Raw genomic sequence first — 12,203 nt, forward strand, 5'->3', positions numbered from 1 at the left:
ATCCATGAAACCGCTAGAATTGACCGAGACGAACTTCGCTGAAACCGTCAAGTCCTCCCCCATGCTGCTGGTCGACTTCTGGGCAGCCTGGTGCGGCCCGTGCCGCAACTTCGCACCCGTCTTCGACACCGCTGCCGGCCTGCACGAGGACGTGACTTTCGGCAAGGTCAACACCGAGACGCAGCAGAATTTGGCGGCCGCCGCGCAGATCACCTCCATTCCAACGCTGATGGCATTCAAGGACGGCGTGCTGGTTTACTCCCAGCCCGGCGCACTGGACTCCCGCGGCTTGGAGGAACTGATCACCTCGCTGAAGAATTTGGACATGGACGCCGTGCACGCCGAAATGGCGGCTGCCGACAAGTCCCAGGCATAATCCGGGGGTTCACCCCACGGTCTTTTCGAATAGGAGCACATCATGCGCAACGCAGATGACGCCACACGCAAGCGAATCCTGAACCGCTTGAAGCGGGCCCGCGGCCAGCTTGACGCCGTGATCAACTCGGTCGAAAACGACGGCAAGTGCCGCGACGTGGTCACCCAGCTGTCTGCCGTGTCCACCGCGCTGGATCGCGCCGGATTCGCCATCGTGTCCTCGGCCATGCAGCACTGCCTGGTCGATCCCGAAAAGACCGCCGAAGCAGAAGACGGCTTGACCGTCGAAGAGCTGGAAAAGCTCTTCCTTTCACTTTCCTAAAATTACGGCTAACAAGCCAGAAGGAGGCATCCTATGTGCCGACAGGTTTCATGCAAGACATGCGGCAAGACCACCTGGGCCGGCTGCGGCCAGCACGTTGACTCGGTCATGCGCGGAGTTCCCGCCAGGGACCGCTGCCAGGGCCACGAAGCCGAGCCGAAGACCGGCTTCTTCAGCCGCCTCTTCGGCCGCTAGCCCCCTGCAATCGGCCACGTGCGGACATCCAGCAAAGATGTCGGCGCGGGGGCCGATTCCATTTAAGCGGTTCCGGGTCCGCCGAATCCTTGACATAGTCGCCGCGCAGTTACCCTGCGTCTGCGTTCTTTGGAATAATTCGAAGTACTGACCACGTGCGGGCTGCAGGTCGGTTGCCCCGCAGGCGCGCGGGGCGCCACCGCAGATCCCCGGATGCAACCCAAAGGAAAACAAGCTCCATGACTTCAAAAATTCGTATTGGCATTGCCGGCTACGGCAACCTCGGCCGTGGCGTGCAGGCGGCGATTGCCAAGAACCCTGACATGGAGCTGGTCGGCGTCTATACCCGCCGCGATCCGCAGGAACTGCAGCTTGCCAGCCCGGCTCCGCGCTTTGCCATCACCGAGCTGGAGCAGCACACCGGGGATATCGACGTACTGATCCTGTGCGGCGGATCCAAGTCCGACTTGCCGGAGCAGGGCCCGAAGTACGCCGCGTTGTACAATACCGTGGACAGCTTCGACACCCACGCACGCGTCCCCGAATACTTCGAGACCGTGGATGCCCCGGCGAAGGCCGCCGGCAAGACCGCGCTGATCTCCGCCGGATGGGACCCGGGGATGTTCTCGATCAACCGGGTCTATGGAGAAGCGCTGCTGCCCGACGGCGAAACGTACACCTTCTGGGGCCGCGGCCTGAGCCAGGGGCACTCGGACGCGGTGCGCCGCGTGCCGGGCGTCGCCGCCGGCGTGCAGTACACGATTCCCAGCCAGGAGGCGATCGACAAGGTCCGCGCCGGCCTGCGCCCCACGCTGGACACCCGCGACAAGCACCAGCGCGAATGCTTCGTAGTGCTCGAGGACGGTGCGGACGCCGAGGCCGTGCGCGAAGCCATCGTCACCATGGAGCACTACTTCGACCAGTACGACACCACGGTGAACTTCATCGACGCCGAGACCTTGGCCCGCGAGCACGCCGACATGCCGCACGGCGGCTTCGTGATCCGCTCCGGCAACACCAGCGATGAACAGAAGCAGGTCATCGAGTACTCGTTGGCGCTGGGCTCCAACCCGGAGTTCACCTCCAGCGTGCTCGTGGCCTACGCCCGGGCCGTGCACCGGATGAACCAGGCAGGCGTCACCGGCGCGCAGACAGTCTTCGACGTCGCCCCCGGGCTACTCTCGCCCAAGTCGGCCGCGCAGCTGCGCGCCGAAATGCTCTAGAACCGCGCCAAAAGATCACGCCATGCCGGTTTCCGGCATGGCGTGATCTGCTTCCACCGCAGACCGCGGCTCAGATCCGGATGTAGGCGGCGCCGTCCAGCTGGCCAGCGGCTAGGGCAACTACCGCCGACGGCACCGTACCCAAGCCCTCCTGCAGGTCTTCGGCCGTGATGCCGTTGCGGCTCATGCCCAGTTCGCAGGCGAAGACCTGTGCGCGACTGGCTGGATCAATGGGCTCGGCATCCTTGCGCACCCCGGCCAACGCCTTGCCGTTCACGATGACGCTGATCCGGGCACCGGGCAGGGATTCGCCCAGCGTCGCGAGCGCCGCCACGGCCCGGGCGATGTCCTCCGGCGCCTGCGTGGCGTGCAGAAGCACGTGCCGTTCGACGGGGCCGCTCATCGGGCGGCCTCCTTCGTTTGGAAAAGCCGCTCGCTGAGCCAGCTGCGCTCGTTTTCGTTAAGCGCCCGCGGGGTGAGCTTGTCCTCGGCGAGCGCCACCATGACGTTGCTGCCGTCGAACACGGGGGTTCCGTCCTGGGACCCGATATGCCGCACCACGAAGGACTTGGTGCCGATGCGCTGGACGCCGACCCGCACCATGACGCTGGAGGTGTAATAGACCGGTCGCAAGTAGTCCAGATTCATCGAGGCGACCACCAGTCCGTGGGGAAAGAGGTCCGACTGGCCGTGGCGTCCAGACCAGCGGATCCTGGCTTCTTCCACAAGCGTGACCACGCGCGCGTTGTTCACATGCCCCAGGCTGTCCTGGTCGCTCCACCGCAGGTGGATTTCTACTTCTTCCCCGCCCTCGGGGAGGTTCTCACTTCGACTCATGTGGCTCATTGCAACAAACATTCACTTTCTATGCATCTTCAATGACGTACTGCCGCGTCCTTCTCCCAGGCTTCAATGGGCCCCGGGACCGCGGTGAATAAGGGATGCAGGGGAATCTGCCCGGTGTCCAACGAGTTCAAGTAAGTCGCGCGCGACGGGTCGCGCTGCTGCAGCTTGCGCAGCAGATGCTCCGCCTCGAATCCGATCTGCCCGGTGCTCACCTGCACCGAGCCTGCATGCTCGGGCAGTGCAGGGTGCACGATTTTTGCCGCGTCGAAGTTGTAGCCGCGCGTCAGGGCCTCCACGAGCAGGCCTTGGAGGTAGCCGCCGACGGTCTCCAGCGGATCGGATTGCCTGCGCAGCCGGATCAGCTGCGGATGATTTGCATACCCTTGGGTCTGGCCTGCGAGCACCTTCTGGGCCAGCAGGCTTTCGCGCCAGCAGGCCACCAGGCCCTTGGAATCCAATAGAGACGGGTGAAGTGACCACAGGCGCATGCTTCAAGTGTAGTGTCGGCGCCCCGCGCCGCCGTCTGGCCGATTCAACCGCATTTTCGTCGCTCAACTTCTCTTCGATTGCTCGAAGGCCACCAGGCTCAGGTTGGCAACCGCCTGGGCGAAGGCCCTCAGGTCGCTGGCGAAGATTTCGGGCTGTTCCATCGCGCCGAAGTGTCCGCCGGCTGCATGTTCGGTCCAGTGCACCAGCGGGAACCGCCGCTCAAACCACGCTCGGGGCGATTTGAGGATTTCCTGGGGGAAAATGCCCGCCCCGGTGGGGACCTCGACCTTGCCGGCCGCCCCGGTCCCGTTCCGCAGCGCGAGATACTGTTCCCGGTAGAAATGCATGGCCGAGGAAATCGTGTCGGTGAACCAGTACACGGACAGGTTAGTCAGGAACTTCTCCCAGCTCACCGCATTGCGCACGTCCCTGATGCCGTCGCGTTCGCAGTCGGCCCACTGGTAGAACTTGTCCAGGACCCAAGCGCACCATCCCACCGGTGAATCGTTCAACGCGAAACCCAGCGTTTCCGGGCGGGTTTTCTGGATCTCGAAGTAGCCGCGTCCGTCCAGCGCCTTGAATTCGTTGTCCTTGAGCCACTCCCGTTCGTGCTCCTGCACCAGGGCCATCGCATCGGGCACATCGGCCGGCGGGATCGGGTGCGTCAGCGTCACATGCAGTCCCAGCACCCGCTGGGGATAGAGCGCAGCAATGTGCGTAGCCAGCAGCGTGCCCCAATCTCCCCCGTGCACGATGAACTGCTCGTAGCCCAGCTCCTGCATCAGTGCAGCCATTCGATGCGCGATACGGGCCGGGGTCATCCCCGGTTCCCCGATCCCGGGGGACGCCCCGAAACCCTGCAGCGACGGCGCCACCACGTGGAATGATTCAAGTTCCGCCGTTTCCGGGGCGGACAGCTTCGGAATGACCTCGAGGAACTCGACGATTGAGCCAGGCCATCCGTGGAGCAGCAGCACCGGGACGGCGTCCTCCTGCGCCGAGCGGGAGTGCAGGTTGTGGATTGGCAGCCCGTCGATGGGCGTCAGGTAGTTGGGGACCGCGTTGATCCTGCGTTCGGCGTCCTCGAAGTCGAAGCCGTCGCGCCAGTAATCCACCACGTCGCGCAGGTAGTCCTGGTCAACACCGAAGTCCCAGTTGTGCGCGGCGAAGCGCTGCGGCCAGCGCGTCAGCGCGATGCGGGTTCTGAGTTCTTCCACCGCGGCGGCATCGAAGCGGAATTGATAGGGGATGCTCGGCATTCGGTGCACCGCTCGTGGACTAGCGGGGCGCAGTCCGTGGGGCTGCGTCGTGCCAGCCTAGCCGCTGCCGCCGTTGTGGAGAGCTGGAATACCGGCTATCACGCTTCAAGCCGGCGCCGGGTTGACGCAGACGCTCGGGCGGGTGCCGGGCATCCCGATACCTGACGAAGAGTCCGGCGCAACTTCTTGATGCAGTTGATGGCCAGCATACCGCGGGCGCAGACCCGCCGCTGATTGCCCCCGCTGGCTCCCCAAAAAGAGGGAGAATCCGGCCAGGGCTTTTACGTCAGAAGATCAGCTTTGGGGGAATTCGATGATCTCGCTGCGGATCAGAAATCGCTTGCCTTCGGGGGCCTCGACGGAGAAACCCGAACCGCGGCCGACCACCACGTCGACGGTGAGCTTGGTGTGTTTCCAGTATTCGAATTGCTCCTTGGACATCCAGAAATCGATGTCACCCAGCTTGCCGCCGGCGCCGTCGTCGAGGGACAGAACGCCTAACAGGATGTCGGATCCTCCGGTGCGGAACTCGCCGGCCGGATAGCACATCGGCGAGGAGCCGTCGCAGCAGCCGCCGGATTGGTGGAACATCAGCGGCCCGTGGATGCCCCAAAGCTTGCGCAGAAGTTCCAGGGACTCATCAGTGAAGGCAACGCGGGAGAATTCCTCGCCGGCAATCGCCGCACGGGTTTCGGTAATCGTGCTCATGACTCGCTCCTCTGGTCTTTGGGATCACTGGACTTGGCTTTAAGCTCAGTGTCCTCCAAACGTCTCCGGGAGTCCATGCCCCTGTGGCCCGGCAGACGATGTCATGCCGGGCCACAGGGATTTGGGGGAGGTTGGGTTATTCGGTTGGGTTGGGTGTTCGGTTACTTGGTGTAGTCGATCACGACACGGCCATCGATCTTCGCATGGCGCATCTCGTCAAAGACCGCGTTGATGTCTTCCAGCGGGCGGGTGTGGAAAGTGGGCTTGATTTTGCCCGCCGCATAGAAGTCCAGTGCTTCGATCATGTCCTGGCGGGTTCCGACGATCGAACCGCGGATCGTCAGGCCCTTGAGGACGATGTCGAAAATCGGGGCCGGGAAGTCCCCGGCAGGCAGTCCGTTGAAGACGATCGTTCCGCCGCGGCGGGTCATGCCGATGGCCTGGCCAAATGCTGCCGGGTGGACCGCGGTCACGAGCACACCATGGGTGCCGCCGATCTTTTCCTGAATCACCGCGGCTGGGTCCTGCGCAAAGGCGTTCACCGTGAGTTCAGCTCCGTGCTTGGTGGCCAGCGCCAGCTTGTCATCGGCCACATCGATGGCGACAACCCGCATGCCCATGGCAACCGCGTACTGCACCGCAATGTGGCCCAGACCGCCGATGCCGGAGATCGCGACCCACTGGCCGGGGCGTACGCCGGTCATTTTCAGGCCCTTGTAGACGGTCACTCCGGCGCACAGCACCGGGGCGATTTCGTGCGGATCCGAACCTTCGGGGATGATGGCCGCAAACTTCGCGTCCACCAGCATGTACTGGCCGAAGGAACCGTCCATCGAATAGCCGCCGTTGGTCTGGGATTCGCACAGCGTTTCCCATCCGGTGCGGCAGTACTCGCAGCGGCCGCAGGCGCTGGCCAGCCAGGCGTTGCCGACGAGGTCGCCTTCCTTGATCTCGGTGACGCCTTCACCGACCTTGACGACGGTGCCGACGCCCTCGTGGCCCGGAATCAGCGGAAGCTTCGGCTTGACCGGCCAGTCGCCTTCGGCGGCGTGCAGGTCGGTGTGGCACACGCCCGAAGCGATGAGCTTGACCAAGGCCTGGCCCGGGCCCGGCTCGGGGATCGTTGCATCCGCTACTTTGAGTTCTTCGCCGAAGCCTTCAACAATGGCAGCTTTCATGGTGCTCATGGGAATTCCTTTGCGTTGTTTTCGAAGACCAGGGCCGGGCCCGAAGCTTGCGCTCCGGGTCCGAGCCCGAGCCTTCGGGGTCTGTGAAACTGTCGGTCGTGCGTGGGGGATGGTGACAGAGGATGGGGGATGTACTGCGTTGGGGTAGTGCAGTTTAGAAGAAGCCGAGCTTGTCTTCTGAGTAGGAGACGAGCAGGTTCTTGGTCTGCTGGTAGTGGTCCAGCATCATCAGGTGGTTTTCGCGGCCGATGCCCGAGGACTTGTATCCGCCGAAAGCCGAGTGCGCCGGGTAGGCGTGGTATTGGTTGACCCAGACACGTCCTGCCTGGATGTCGCGGCCTGCGCGGTAGGCGGTATTGCCGTTGCGGCTCCATACGCCAGAGCCCAGCCCGTAGAGGGTGTCGTTGGCAATGGACATCGCGTCGTCGTAGTCCTTGAACTTCGCCACCGAAACGACAGGGCCGAAGATCTCCTCCTGGAAGATGCGCATGTTGTTGGTGCCTTCGAAGATGGTCGGCTGCACGTAGTAGCCTCCGGACAGCTCTCCGCCCAGGTCCGCGCGCCCGCCGCCAGTGAGCAGCTTGGCGCCTTCGGCCTTGCCGATGTCCATGTAGGAGAGGATCTTTTCCAGCTGGTCGTTGGAGGCCTGGGCGCCCATCATGGTGTCGGTGTCCAGCGGGTTGCCCTGCTTGATGGCCTTGGTGCGGGCCACGACCTTCTCCATGAATTCGCCGTAGATGCTTTCCTGGATCAGCGCGCGCGACGGGCAGGTGCAGACCTCACCCTGGTTCAGCGCGAACATCGTGAAGCCTTCCTGGGCCTTGTCGTAGAAGGCGTCGTCCTTGGCCGCCACGTCCTCGAAGAACACGTTGGGGGACTTGCCGCCGAGCTCCAGGGTGACCGGGATGAGGTTTTCCGACGCGTACTGCATGATCAGGCGGCCGGTGGTGGTCTCGCCGGTGAACGCGATCTTGCGGATGCGCTTGTTGGAGGCCAGTGGCTTGCCGCACTCGACACCGAAGCCGTTGATGACGTTCAGCACGCCGGCCGGGAGCAGGTCGCCGATCAGCTCCATCAGCACCAGGATGCTGACCGGGGTCTGCTCGGCTGGCTTCAGGACGATCGCGTTGCCTGCGGCCAAGGCCGGGGCGAGCTTCCAAACGGCCATCAGCAGCGGGAAGTTCCAGGGGATGATCTGTCCGACGACGCCCAGTGGCTCGTGGAAGTGGTAGGCGGTGGTGTTTTCGTCGAGCTGCGAGAGGCTGCCTTCCTGGGCGCGGATGGCGCCTGCGAAGTAGCGGAAGTGGTCCACCGCCAGCGGCAGGTCGGCGTTCAGGCATTCGCGGATGGCCTTGCCGTTGTCCCAGGTTTCCGCGACGGACAGCATTTCAAGGTTTTCCTCGATGCGGTCCGCGATGCGGTTCAGGACCAGGGCGCGGTCCGCCGGGCTGGTCTTGCCCCAGGCCGGCGCCGCCGCGTGCGCCGCGTCCAGAGCGGTTTCGACGTCCTCGGCGGTGGATCGTGCGACCTCGCAGAAGGACTTGCCGGTGACCGGGGTGATGTTTTCGAAGTACATTCCCTTGGCCGGAGCAACCCACTGGCCGCCGATGTAGTTCTCGTACCGCGATTTGAAGTTGACCAATGCTCCATCGGTGTTCGGGTTTGCGTAGATGCTCATGGCTGCGTGACTCCTTCGTCTCTTCGCTTCGTGCCGGCGGCTGAATGCCTCGCCGTCTTGGTATGTGACTCTAGTCACTTAAACGTTGCAAGAAGGTTGCACCACTTTGCAACGTTGCGCCGCAACGCCGGGAAACGTGTTTCCAGCCCATGGCGGGCACAGCACGGCGCGCCGGTTACGGGATCAATCAGGCTTCGAGCGCCTCGATCTCAGCGACAACCAGGGAGCGTGCAGGAGAATCCAGCGGCAGCTCGCGCAGGGCGGCCATCAGCAGTTGCGAGTCCGCGCTTTGCCGCCCCAGGCGCAGCAGCTGCTGCGCGGTGCCGCGGTCCAGGACCATTTCCCGCAGGGCAATCTGCGCACGGTAACGCAGCGCCGCAATGCCCGGGGCCTGGGAGCGCACCAGGATCTCGGCGGGGTAAAGCTGCAGCGCCCGCTCCAGGTCCCCCTCTTCCATGGCGCGCCAGAGCTGAGTCAAGGTCGTTTGAAGCTCCCACTCCAGCCGGTAGGGGCGGGCCGCGATGCGACGGTCGGGAGAATCAGCCAGGGCCTTGCGCAGGCGGACCAACTCGGAGCGCAGGGTTCCCTCGGAAGCCCCATCAGGCTGCTCGAACAGTTCTTCAACGAGCTGGGCGCTGTTCAGTCCCCGCGAATGAGCGGCTAGCACGGTCAGGATTTCGGCATGGCGCAGTGATATCGGCTTGCCCGAAAGCCGTGGGCCATCGCTGGCGCACAGATCAAGGAAATCCTCGTCAGCGCGCTGCACGGCAAGCGCCGGAAGCAGCAGCTGCCCTTCGGCGGCGGCCACGGCGGCTTGGAGCAACGGCAGGGAGTGCACGGCAATCGCGTCGGCCCCTCCGGTCAGGTCGACCGCGCCGATGATGCGGCCGGTCCGCGGGTTGCGAATCGGAACTGCGGAACAGTTCAAATGGTGCACGTGCTCGTAGAGGTGCTCGGCGCCGGATACCTGGACGCCGTTTCCCGTCGCAAGCGCCAACCCCGGAGCAGATGTGCCCACCGAGGACTCGCCCCAGTTCGCGCCCGCACTGAACCCCACATTCTCCGCGCCGTCCATGGCGCCGTGGTTGCCGGCCACCCAGAGCAATGTTCCCTGCGCGTCCGCAAGTGCGACCAGCAGGTTGGCATCGCTGGCGGCAGGCACCAAGAGCTTCTCGAAAACGGGCCAGATGCGCTGCAATTCGCTGCGCTCCCTGGCCAGGCGGAGGCTGTCGTCGCTGAGCATTGCGGGATGGCTGAACTGCGCGGGATTCGACAGGGAACGCCGCCAGGACTCCCGAACGACATTCCTCAATGGAAGCGCGTCAAGGTCAGCCAGATGCGACCCCAAAAGCTCATGCGCCTTGCGCGCTTGGCTTGCCGCAGCCGACCAGTCCATGCCTGTTTCGCCCACCGTGACTCCAGATACCTGTAAAAATTCAGCGTAACGCAGGTCACTTTCCCATGCGTACCTTACACACTAGGGCATGCGGATGGGGATTTGTAGTGATCATCCTGTTGATACCCCCATGATTCCCTGACTCCGCACGCCGGGCCGCGACATCATCGCAGGTCGGCCGCTACCAATAGGAGACTTTACATCTTATTAATTAGATGTCTTGTCTATTATTTCGACACCGCCAGGGTCCGAAGATTTTATTTCCCCCACCCCTTCCACTGCGTGGCCGGTGGGAGTAATATACAACCAAATGGTTGTATATGAGTTGAGCGATGAACAGGTGAACAAGGTCTTCCGCGCCTTGGCAGACGCCACACGACGAGACATCGTGCGGCGGACGTTGAGCGCCGAAGTACGCGTGAGCGACCTGGCCGCGGCCTACGACATGTCGTTTGCCGCAGTGCAGAAGCACGTGGCCGCCCTTGAAGCAGCGGGCCTGGTTACCAAGATCGCACGTGGCCGCGAGCGCATTGTCCGCGGCCAGCCGGACACCATCCGACACGTCCAGGAACTACTCACCGCCTATGAGGACATCTGGCTCCGGCGCATCGCCCGGCTTGATGACTTCCTCGCAGATGAAGCCGACTAAGGATTTCGCCATGCCTGTCACCTCCGTACTCAAGGATCCGGAAACGCTGACCCTCACCGTCCACGCCAACTTCCCGGTCCCCGTTTCCCGGCTCTGGGACGCCTACCTCGACCCCCGCCAGATCGAGAAATTCTGGGGCCCGGTTGAATACCCGGCCACCTTCACGCGCCACGACGGCGCCGTCGGCGGCCGGAGCAACTACTACATGACCTCGCCGGAAGGCGAGCAGTTCCATGGATACTGGATTTGGAACGAAGTGGTCGAGCACAAGTTCTTCGAGGTCACCGATGGTTTCGCCCACGCTGACGGATCCGTGAACGAAGATCTTCCAGCCACCCGCACCGTCTTCAGCTTCGACCCCCACGAAGACGGTTCCAAGCTGACCATCACCGCCAACTTCGATTCCGTCGATGAGCTTGAGCAGGTTGTCGCCATGGGCATGATCGACGGCACGCGATCGGCCATGAGCCAGATCGAGCAGGTGCTGATCGACCTGCGCAACTACGCGCAGACTTTCGCCACCGAAGCCCAGCTGCTCTCCGACACCCAGGTGCGCGTCAGCCGCATCATCCGCGGCACCCAGGAGCAGGTCTGGCGCGCACACCATGATCCCCAGCTCATGAAGCGCTGGCTGCTGGGCCCCGACGGCTGGCAGATGACCGAATGCCTCCTGCCCAAGGACGTGGGAGACAGCTACCGCTACTGGTGGGAGCCGAATTCCGGCGTCGAAGGCCAGGGTTTCGGATTTGCCGGCGTCTGCTTGGCCAGCACCCCGCACAGCTTCGAATCATTCACCGAGCAGATGATCGACACCGATTACCCTGCGACCGTCAATGAAACGACGTTCACCCCGGTGCAGTCCGGCACCCTGCTCAGCCTGGTCATCACCTACCCCGACGCCCAAACCCGCGACATGGTGCTGGCCACCGGAATGACCGACGGAATGGAGGCCAGCTACGCACGCCTTGAATCAATGCTCTGAGCGATACGCCCCACAATCGCGAAAAGGGCCGGGGCAAATGTGAAACACTTAGTGTCATGAGTACCCACAATGTGCGCGCAGGCCTGGATAAGAAGGCCGATCAGGTTCAGGAAATGTTCGACAACCTAGCTCCACGCTATGACTTGCTGAACACGTTGATGACCGGCGGCATTGTGAACTACTGGCGCAAGATCACCACCGAGGCGATCGCCCCGAAGCCCGGCGAGCGCATCCTGGACCTGGCCGCCGGCACCGGAACCTCTTCCGTGCCGCTGGCCAAGGCAGGCGCCCGCGTCACCGCATGCGACATGTCCCACGGCATGCTGGCCGAAGGCCGCAAGCGCTACCCGGAGCTGGAATTCGTCTACGGCGACGGCCACGATCTGCCGTTCGAGGACAACACCTTCGATGCGGTGACCATCTCCTACGGTCTGCGCAACATCTCGGACACCGAGAAGGCGCTCTCGGAGCTGCGCCGCGTCACCAAGCCCGGTGGACGCATTGTTGTCGCCGAGTTCTCCACCCCGACGGTGACCCCGATCAAGGTCGCCTACCAGCAGTTCCTGCCGCGCGTCATCCCGGCCCTGGGCTACATGGTCTCGCCGAATCCTTCGGCGTACGCCTACCTTGCAGAGTCCATCGCCGCCTGGCCGGACCAGGAGAAACTGGGGCGCAAGTTCGTCGACGTCGGCTGGAAGAATGTCGAGTACCGCAACCTGACCGGCGGCATCGTCGCGGTGCACCGCGCGTGGAAGTAAGCTGAACAGCAAGTTGTGAATCGGGGCGTGCCGCCAGGCACGCCCCGATTTTTTTCGTCCCTCGAACACGGTCGGGGCCCCTGCTACACTCGAAACCATGGATCTCATCTGCGCATAGCCTCGAACAGTCTCGCGC

At 63.5% G+C, this 12,203-nt stretch carries 15 protein-coding genes; 7 read left to right on the forward strand and 8 right to left on the reverse strand.

Annotation, left to right across the window (positions count from 1 at the left end; genetic code table 11):
- The first annotated feature begins 4 nt into the window (after window positions 1-4).
- From trxA to IEY43_RS16220, 4 genes are all read left to right on the forward strand, one after another.
- Window positions 5-376, forward strand: coding sequence for a thioredoxin (gene trxA, locus IEY43_RS16205; protein WP_188949766.1), 372 nt, complete (start codon window positions 5-7; stop codon window positions 374-376).
- A 42-nt stretch (window positions 377-418) separates the two neighbouring features.
- Window positions 419-697: a metal-sensitive transcriptional regulator gene (locus tag IEY43_RS16210; RefSeq protein ID WP_047117752.1), complete on the forward strand. Its 279-nt coding sequence runs from the start codon at window positions 419-421 to the stop codon at window positions 695-697.
- Between the two features lie 33 nt (window positions 698-730).
- Window positions 731-892 carry a DUF8730 family Cys-rich protein gene (locus IEY43_RS16215; RefSeq protein WP_188949768.1) on the forward strand — a complete coding sequence of 54 codons (162 nt, stop codon included), beginning with the start codon at window positions 731-733 and terminating at the stop codon, window positions 890-892.
- Window positions 893-1,131: 239 nt separating this feature from the next.
- Window positions 1,132-2,115 (forward strand): diaminopimelate dehydrogenase, encoded by a 984-nt coding sequence (locus tag IEY43_RS16220; protein WP_188949770.1) that lies wholly within the window; start codon window positions 1,132-1,134, stop codon window positions 2,113-2,115.
- Between the two features lie 70 nt (window positions 2,116-2,185).
- On the opposite strand, the gene IEY43_RS16225 is transcribed toward IEY43_RS16220, so the two are convergent.
- The 8 genes from IEY43_RS16225 to IEY43_RS16260 form a co-directional block, all read right to left on the reverse strand.
- Window positions 2,186-2,518 (reverse strand): DsrE family protein, encoded by a 333-nt coding sequence (locus IEY43_RS16225; RefSeq protein WP_188949771.1) that lies wholly within the window; start codon window positions 2,516-2,518, stop codon window positions 2,186-2,188.
- Complete coding sequence (locus IEY43_RS16230) at window positions 2,515-2,952, reverse strand: acyl-CoA thioesterase (protein WP_188949773.1); 438 nt, start codon at window positions 2,950-2,952, stop codon at window positions 2,515-2,517. The genes IEY43_RS16225 and IEY43_RS16230 overlap by 4 nt, the downstream gene beginning before the upstream one ends.
- 38 nt (window positions 2,953-2,990) lie before the next feature.
- Window positions 2,991-3,449 (reverse strand): pyrimidine dimer DNA glycosylase/endonuclease V, encoded by a 459-nt coding sequence (locus IEY43_RS16235; RefSeq protein WP_188949775.1) that lies wholly within the window; start codon window positions 3,447-3,449, stop codon window positions 2,991-2,993.
- A 63-nt stretch (window positions 3,450-3,512) separates the two neighbouring features.
- On the reverse strand, window positions 3,513-4,709 hold the full coding sequence (locus IEY43_RS16240; protein WP_188949777.1) for an epoxide hydrolase family protein: 1,197 nt from the start codon (window positions 4,707-4,709) through the stop codon (window positions 3,513-3,515).
- A gap of 294 nt (window positions 4,710-5,003) precedes the next feature.
- Window positions 5,004-5,417 (reverse strand): DUF779 domain-containing protein, encoded by a 414-nt coding sequence (locus tag IEY43_RS16245; protein WP_188949779.1) that lies wholly within the window; start codon window positions 5,415-5,417, stop codon window positions 5,004-5,006.
- A 161-nt stretch (window positions 5,418-5,578) separates the two neighbouring features.
- Window positions 5,579-6,604, reverse strand: a complete 1,026-nt coding sequence (adhP, locus tag IEY43_RS16250) for an alcohol dehydrogenase AdhP (protein ID WP_188949781.1) — start codon at window positions 6,602-6,604, stop codon at window positions 5,579-5,581.
- 154 nt (window positions 6,605-6,758) lie between these two features.
- Window positions 6,759-8,282 (reverse strand): aldehyde dehydrogenase, encoded by a 1,524-nt coding sequence (gene adh / locus IEY43_RS16255; RefSeq protein WP_188949783.1) that lies wholly within the window; start codon window positions 8,280-8,282, stop codon window positions 6,759-6,761.
- A 187-nt stretch (window positions 8,283-8,469) separates the two neighbouring features.
- Window positions 8,470-9,693: a sigma-54-dependent transcriptional regulator family protein gene (locus IEY43_RS16260; protein WP_188949784.1), complete on the reverse strand. Its 1,224-nt coding sequence runs from the start codon at window positions 9,691-9,693 to the stop codon at window positions 8,470-8,472.
- 295 nt (window positions 9,694-9,988) lie between these two features.
- Between IEY43_RS16260 and IEY43_RS16265 the strand changes: the two genes are divergently transcribed.
- Genes IEY43_RS16265 through IEY43_RS16275 form a run of 3 tightly spaced genes read left to right on the forward strand, consistent with a single transcriptional unit; the run spans window position 9,989 to window position 12,067 of the window.
- Window positions 9,989-10,327: an ArsR/SmtB family transcription factor gene (locus IEY43_RS16265; RefSeq protein ID WP_188949786.1), complete on the forward strand. Its 339-nt coding sequence runs from the start codon at window positions 9,989-9,991 to the stop codon at window positions 10,325-10,327.
- Between the two features lie 10 nt (window positions 10,328-10,337).
- Window positions 10,338-11,309: an SRPBCC family protein gene (locus tag IEY43_RS16270; RefSeq protein WP_188949788.1), complete on the forward strand. Its 972-nt coding sequence runs from the start codon at window positions 10,338-10,340 to the stop codon at window positions 11,307-11,309.
- A gap of 56 nt (window positions 11,310-11,365) precedes the next feature.
- The gene (locus IEY43_RS16275; protein WP_188949790.1) at window positions 11,366-12,067 is read left to right on the forward strand and encodes a demethylmenaquinone methyltransferase; all 702 of its coding nucleotides are present in this window, start codon (window positions 11,366-11,368) and stop codon (window positions 12,065-12,067) included.
- The last annotated feature ends 136 nt before the right edge of the window (window positions 12,068-12,203 follow it).

Source organism: Glutamicibacter protophormiae (assembly GCF_014647495.1).
Taxonomy (GTDB): domain Bacteria; phylum Actinomycetota; class Actinomycetes; order Actinomycetales; family Micrococcaceae; genus Glutamicibacter; species Glutamicibacter protophormiae.

What these genes read in the sequence shown, in the direction of transcription:
- trxA (WP_188949766.1), top strand. Translation starts at nt 5, where the DNA reads ATGAAACCGCTAGAATTGACCGAGACGAACTTCGCTGAAACCGTCAAG.
- IEY43_RS16210 (WP_047117752.1), top strand. Translation starts at nt 419, where the DNA reads ATGCGCAACGCAGATGACGCCACACGCAAGCGAATCCTGAACCGCTTG.
- IEY43_RS16215 (WP_188949768.1), top strand. Translation starts at nt 731, where the DNA reads ATGTGCCGACAGGTTTCATGCAAGACATGCGGCAAGACCACCTGGGCC.
- IEY43_RS16220 (WP_188949770.1), top strand. Translation starts at nt 1,132, where the DNA reads ATGACTTCAAAAATTCGTATTGGCATTGCCGGCTACGGCAACCTCGGC.
- IEY43_RS16225 (WP_188949771.1), bottom strand. Translation starts at nt 2,518, where the DNA reads ATGAGCGGCCCCGTCGAACGGCACGTGCTTCTGCACGCCACGCAGGCG.
- IEY43_RS16230 (WP_188949773.1), bottom strand. Translation starts at nt 2,952, where the DNA reads ATGAGTCGAAGTGAGAACCTCCCCGAGGGCGGGGAAGAAGTAGAAATC.
- IEY43_RS16235 (WP_188949775.1), bottom strand. Translation starts at nt 3,449, where the DNA reads ATGCGCCTGTGGTCACTTCACCCGTCTCTATTGGATTCCAAGGGCCTG.
- IEY43_RS16240 (WP_188949777.1), bottom strand. Translation starts at nt 4,709, where the DNA reads ATGCCGAGCATCCCCTATCAATTCCGCTTCGATGCCGCCGCGGTGGAA.
- IEY43_RS16245 (WP_188949779.1), bottom strand. Translation starts at nt 5,417, where the DNA reads ATGAGCACGATTACCGAAACCCGTGCGGCGATTGCCGGCGAGGAATTC.
- adhP (WP_188949781.1), bottom strand. Translation starts at nt 6,604, where the DNA reads ATGAGCACCATGAAAGCTGCCATTGTTGAAGGCTTCGGCGAAGAACTC.
- adh (WP_188949783.1), bottom strand. Translation starts at nt 8,282, where the DNA reads ATGAGCATCTACGCAAACCCGAACACCGATGGAGCATTGGTCAACTTC.
- IEY43_RS16265 (WP_188949786.1), top strand. Translation starts at nt 9,989, where the DNA reads ATGGTTGTATATGAGTTGAGCGATGAACAGGTGAACAAGGTCTTCCGC.
- IEY43_RS16270 (WP_188949788.1), top strand. Translation starts at nt 10,338, where the DNA reads ATGCCTGTCACCTCCGTACTCAAGGATCCGGAAACGCTGACCCTCACC.
- IEY43_RS16275 (WP_188949790.1), top strand. Translation starts at nt 11,366, where the DNA reads ATGAGTACCCACAATGTGCGCGCAGGCCTGGATAAGAAGGCCGATCAG.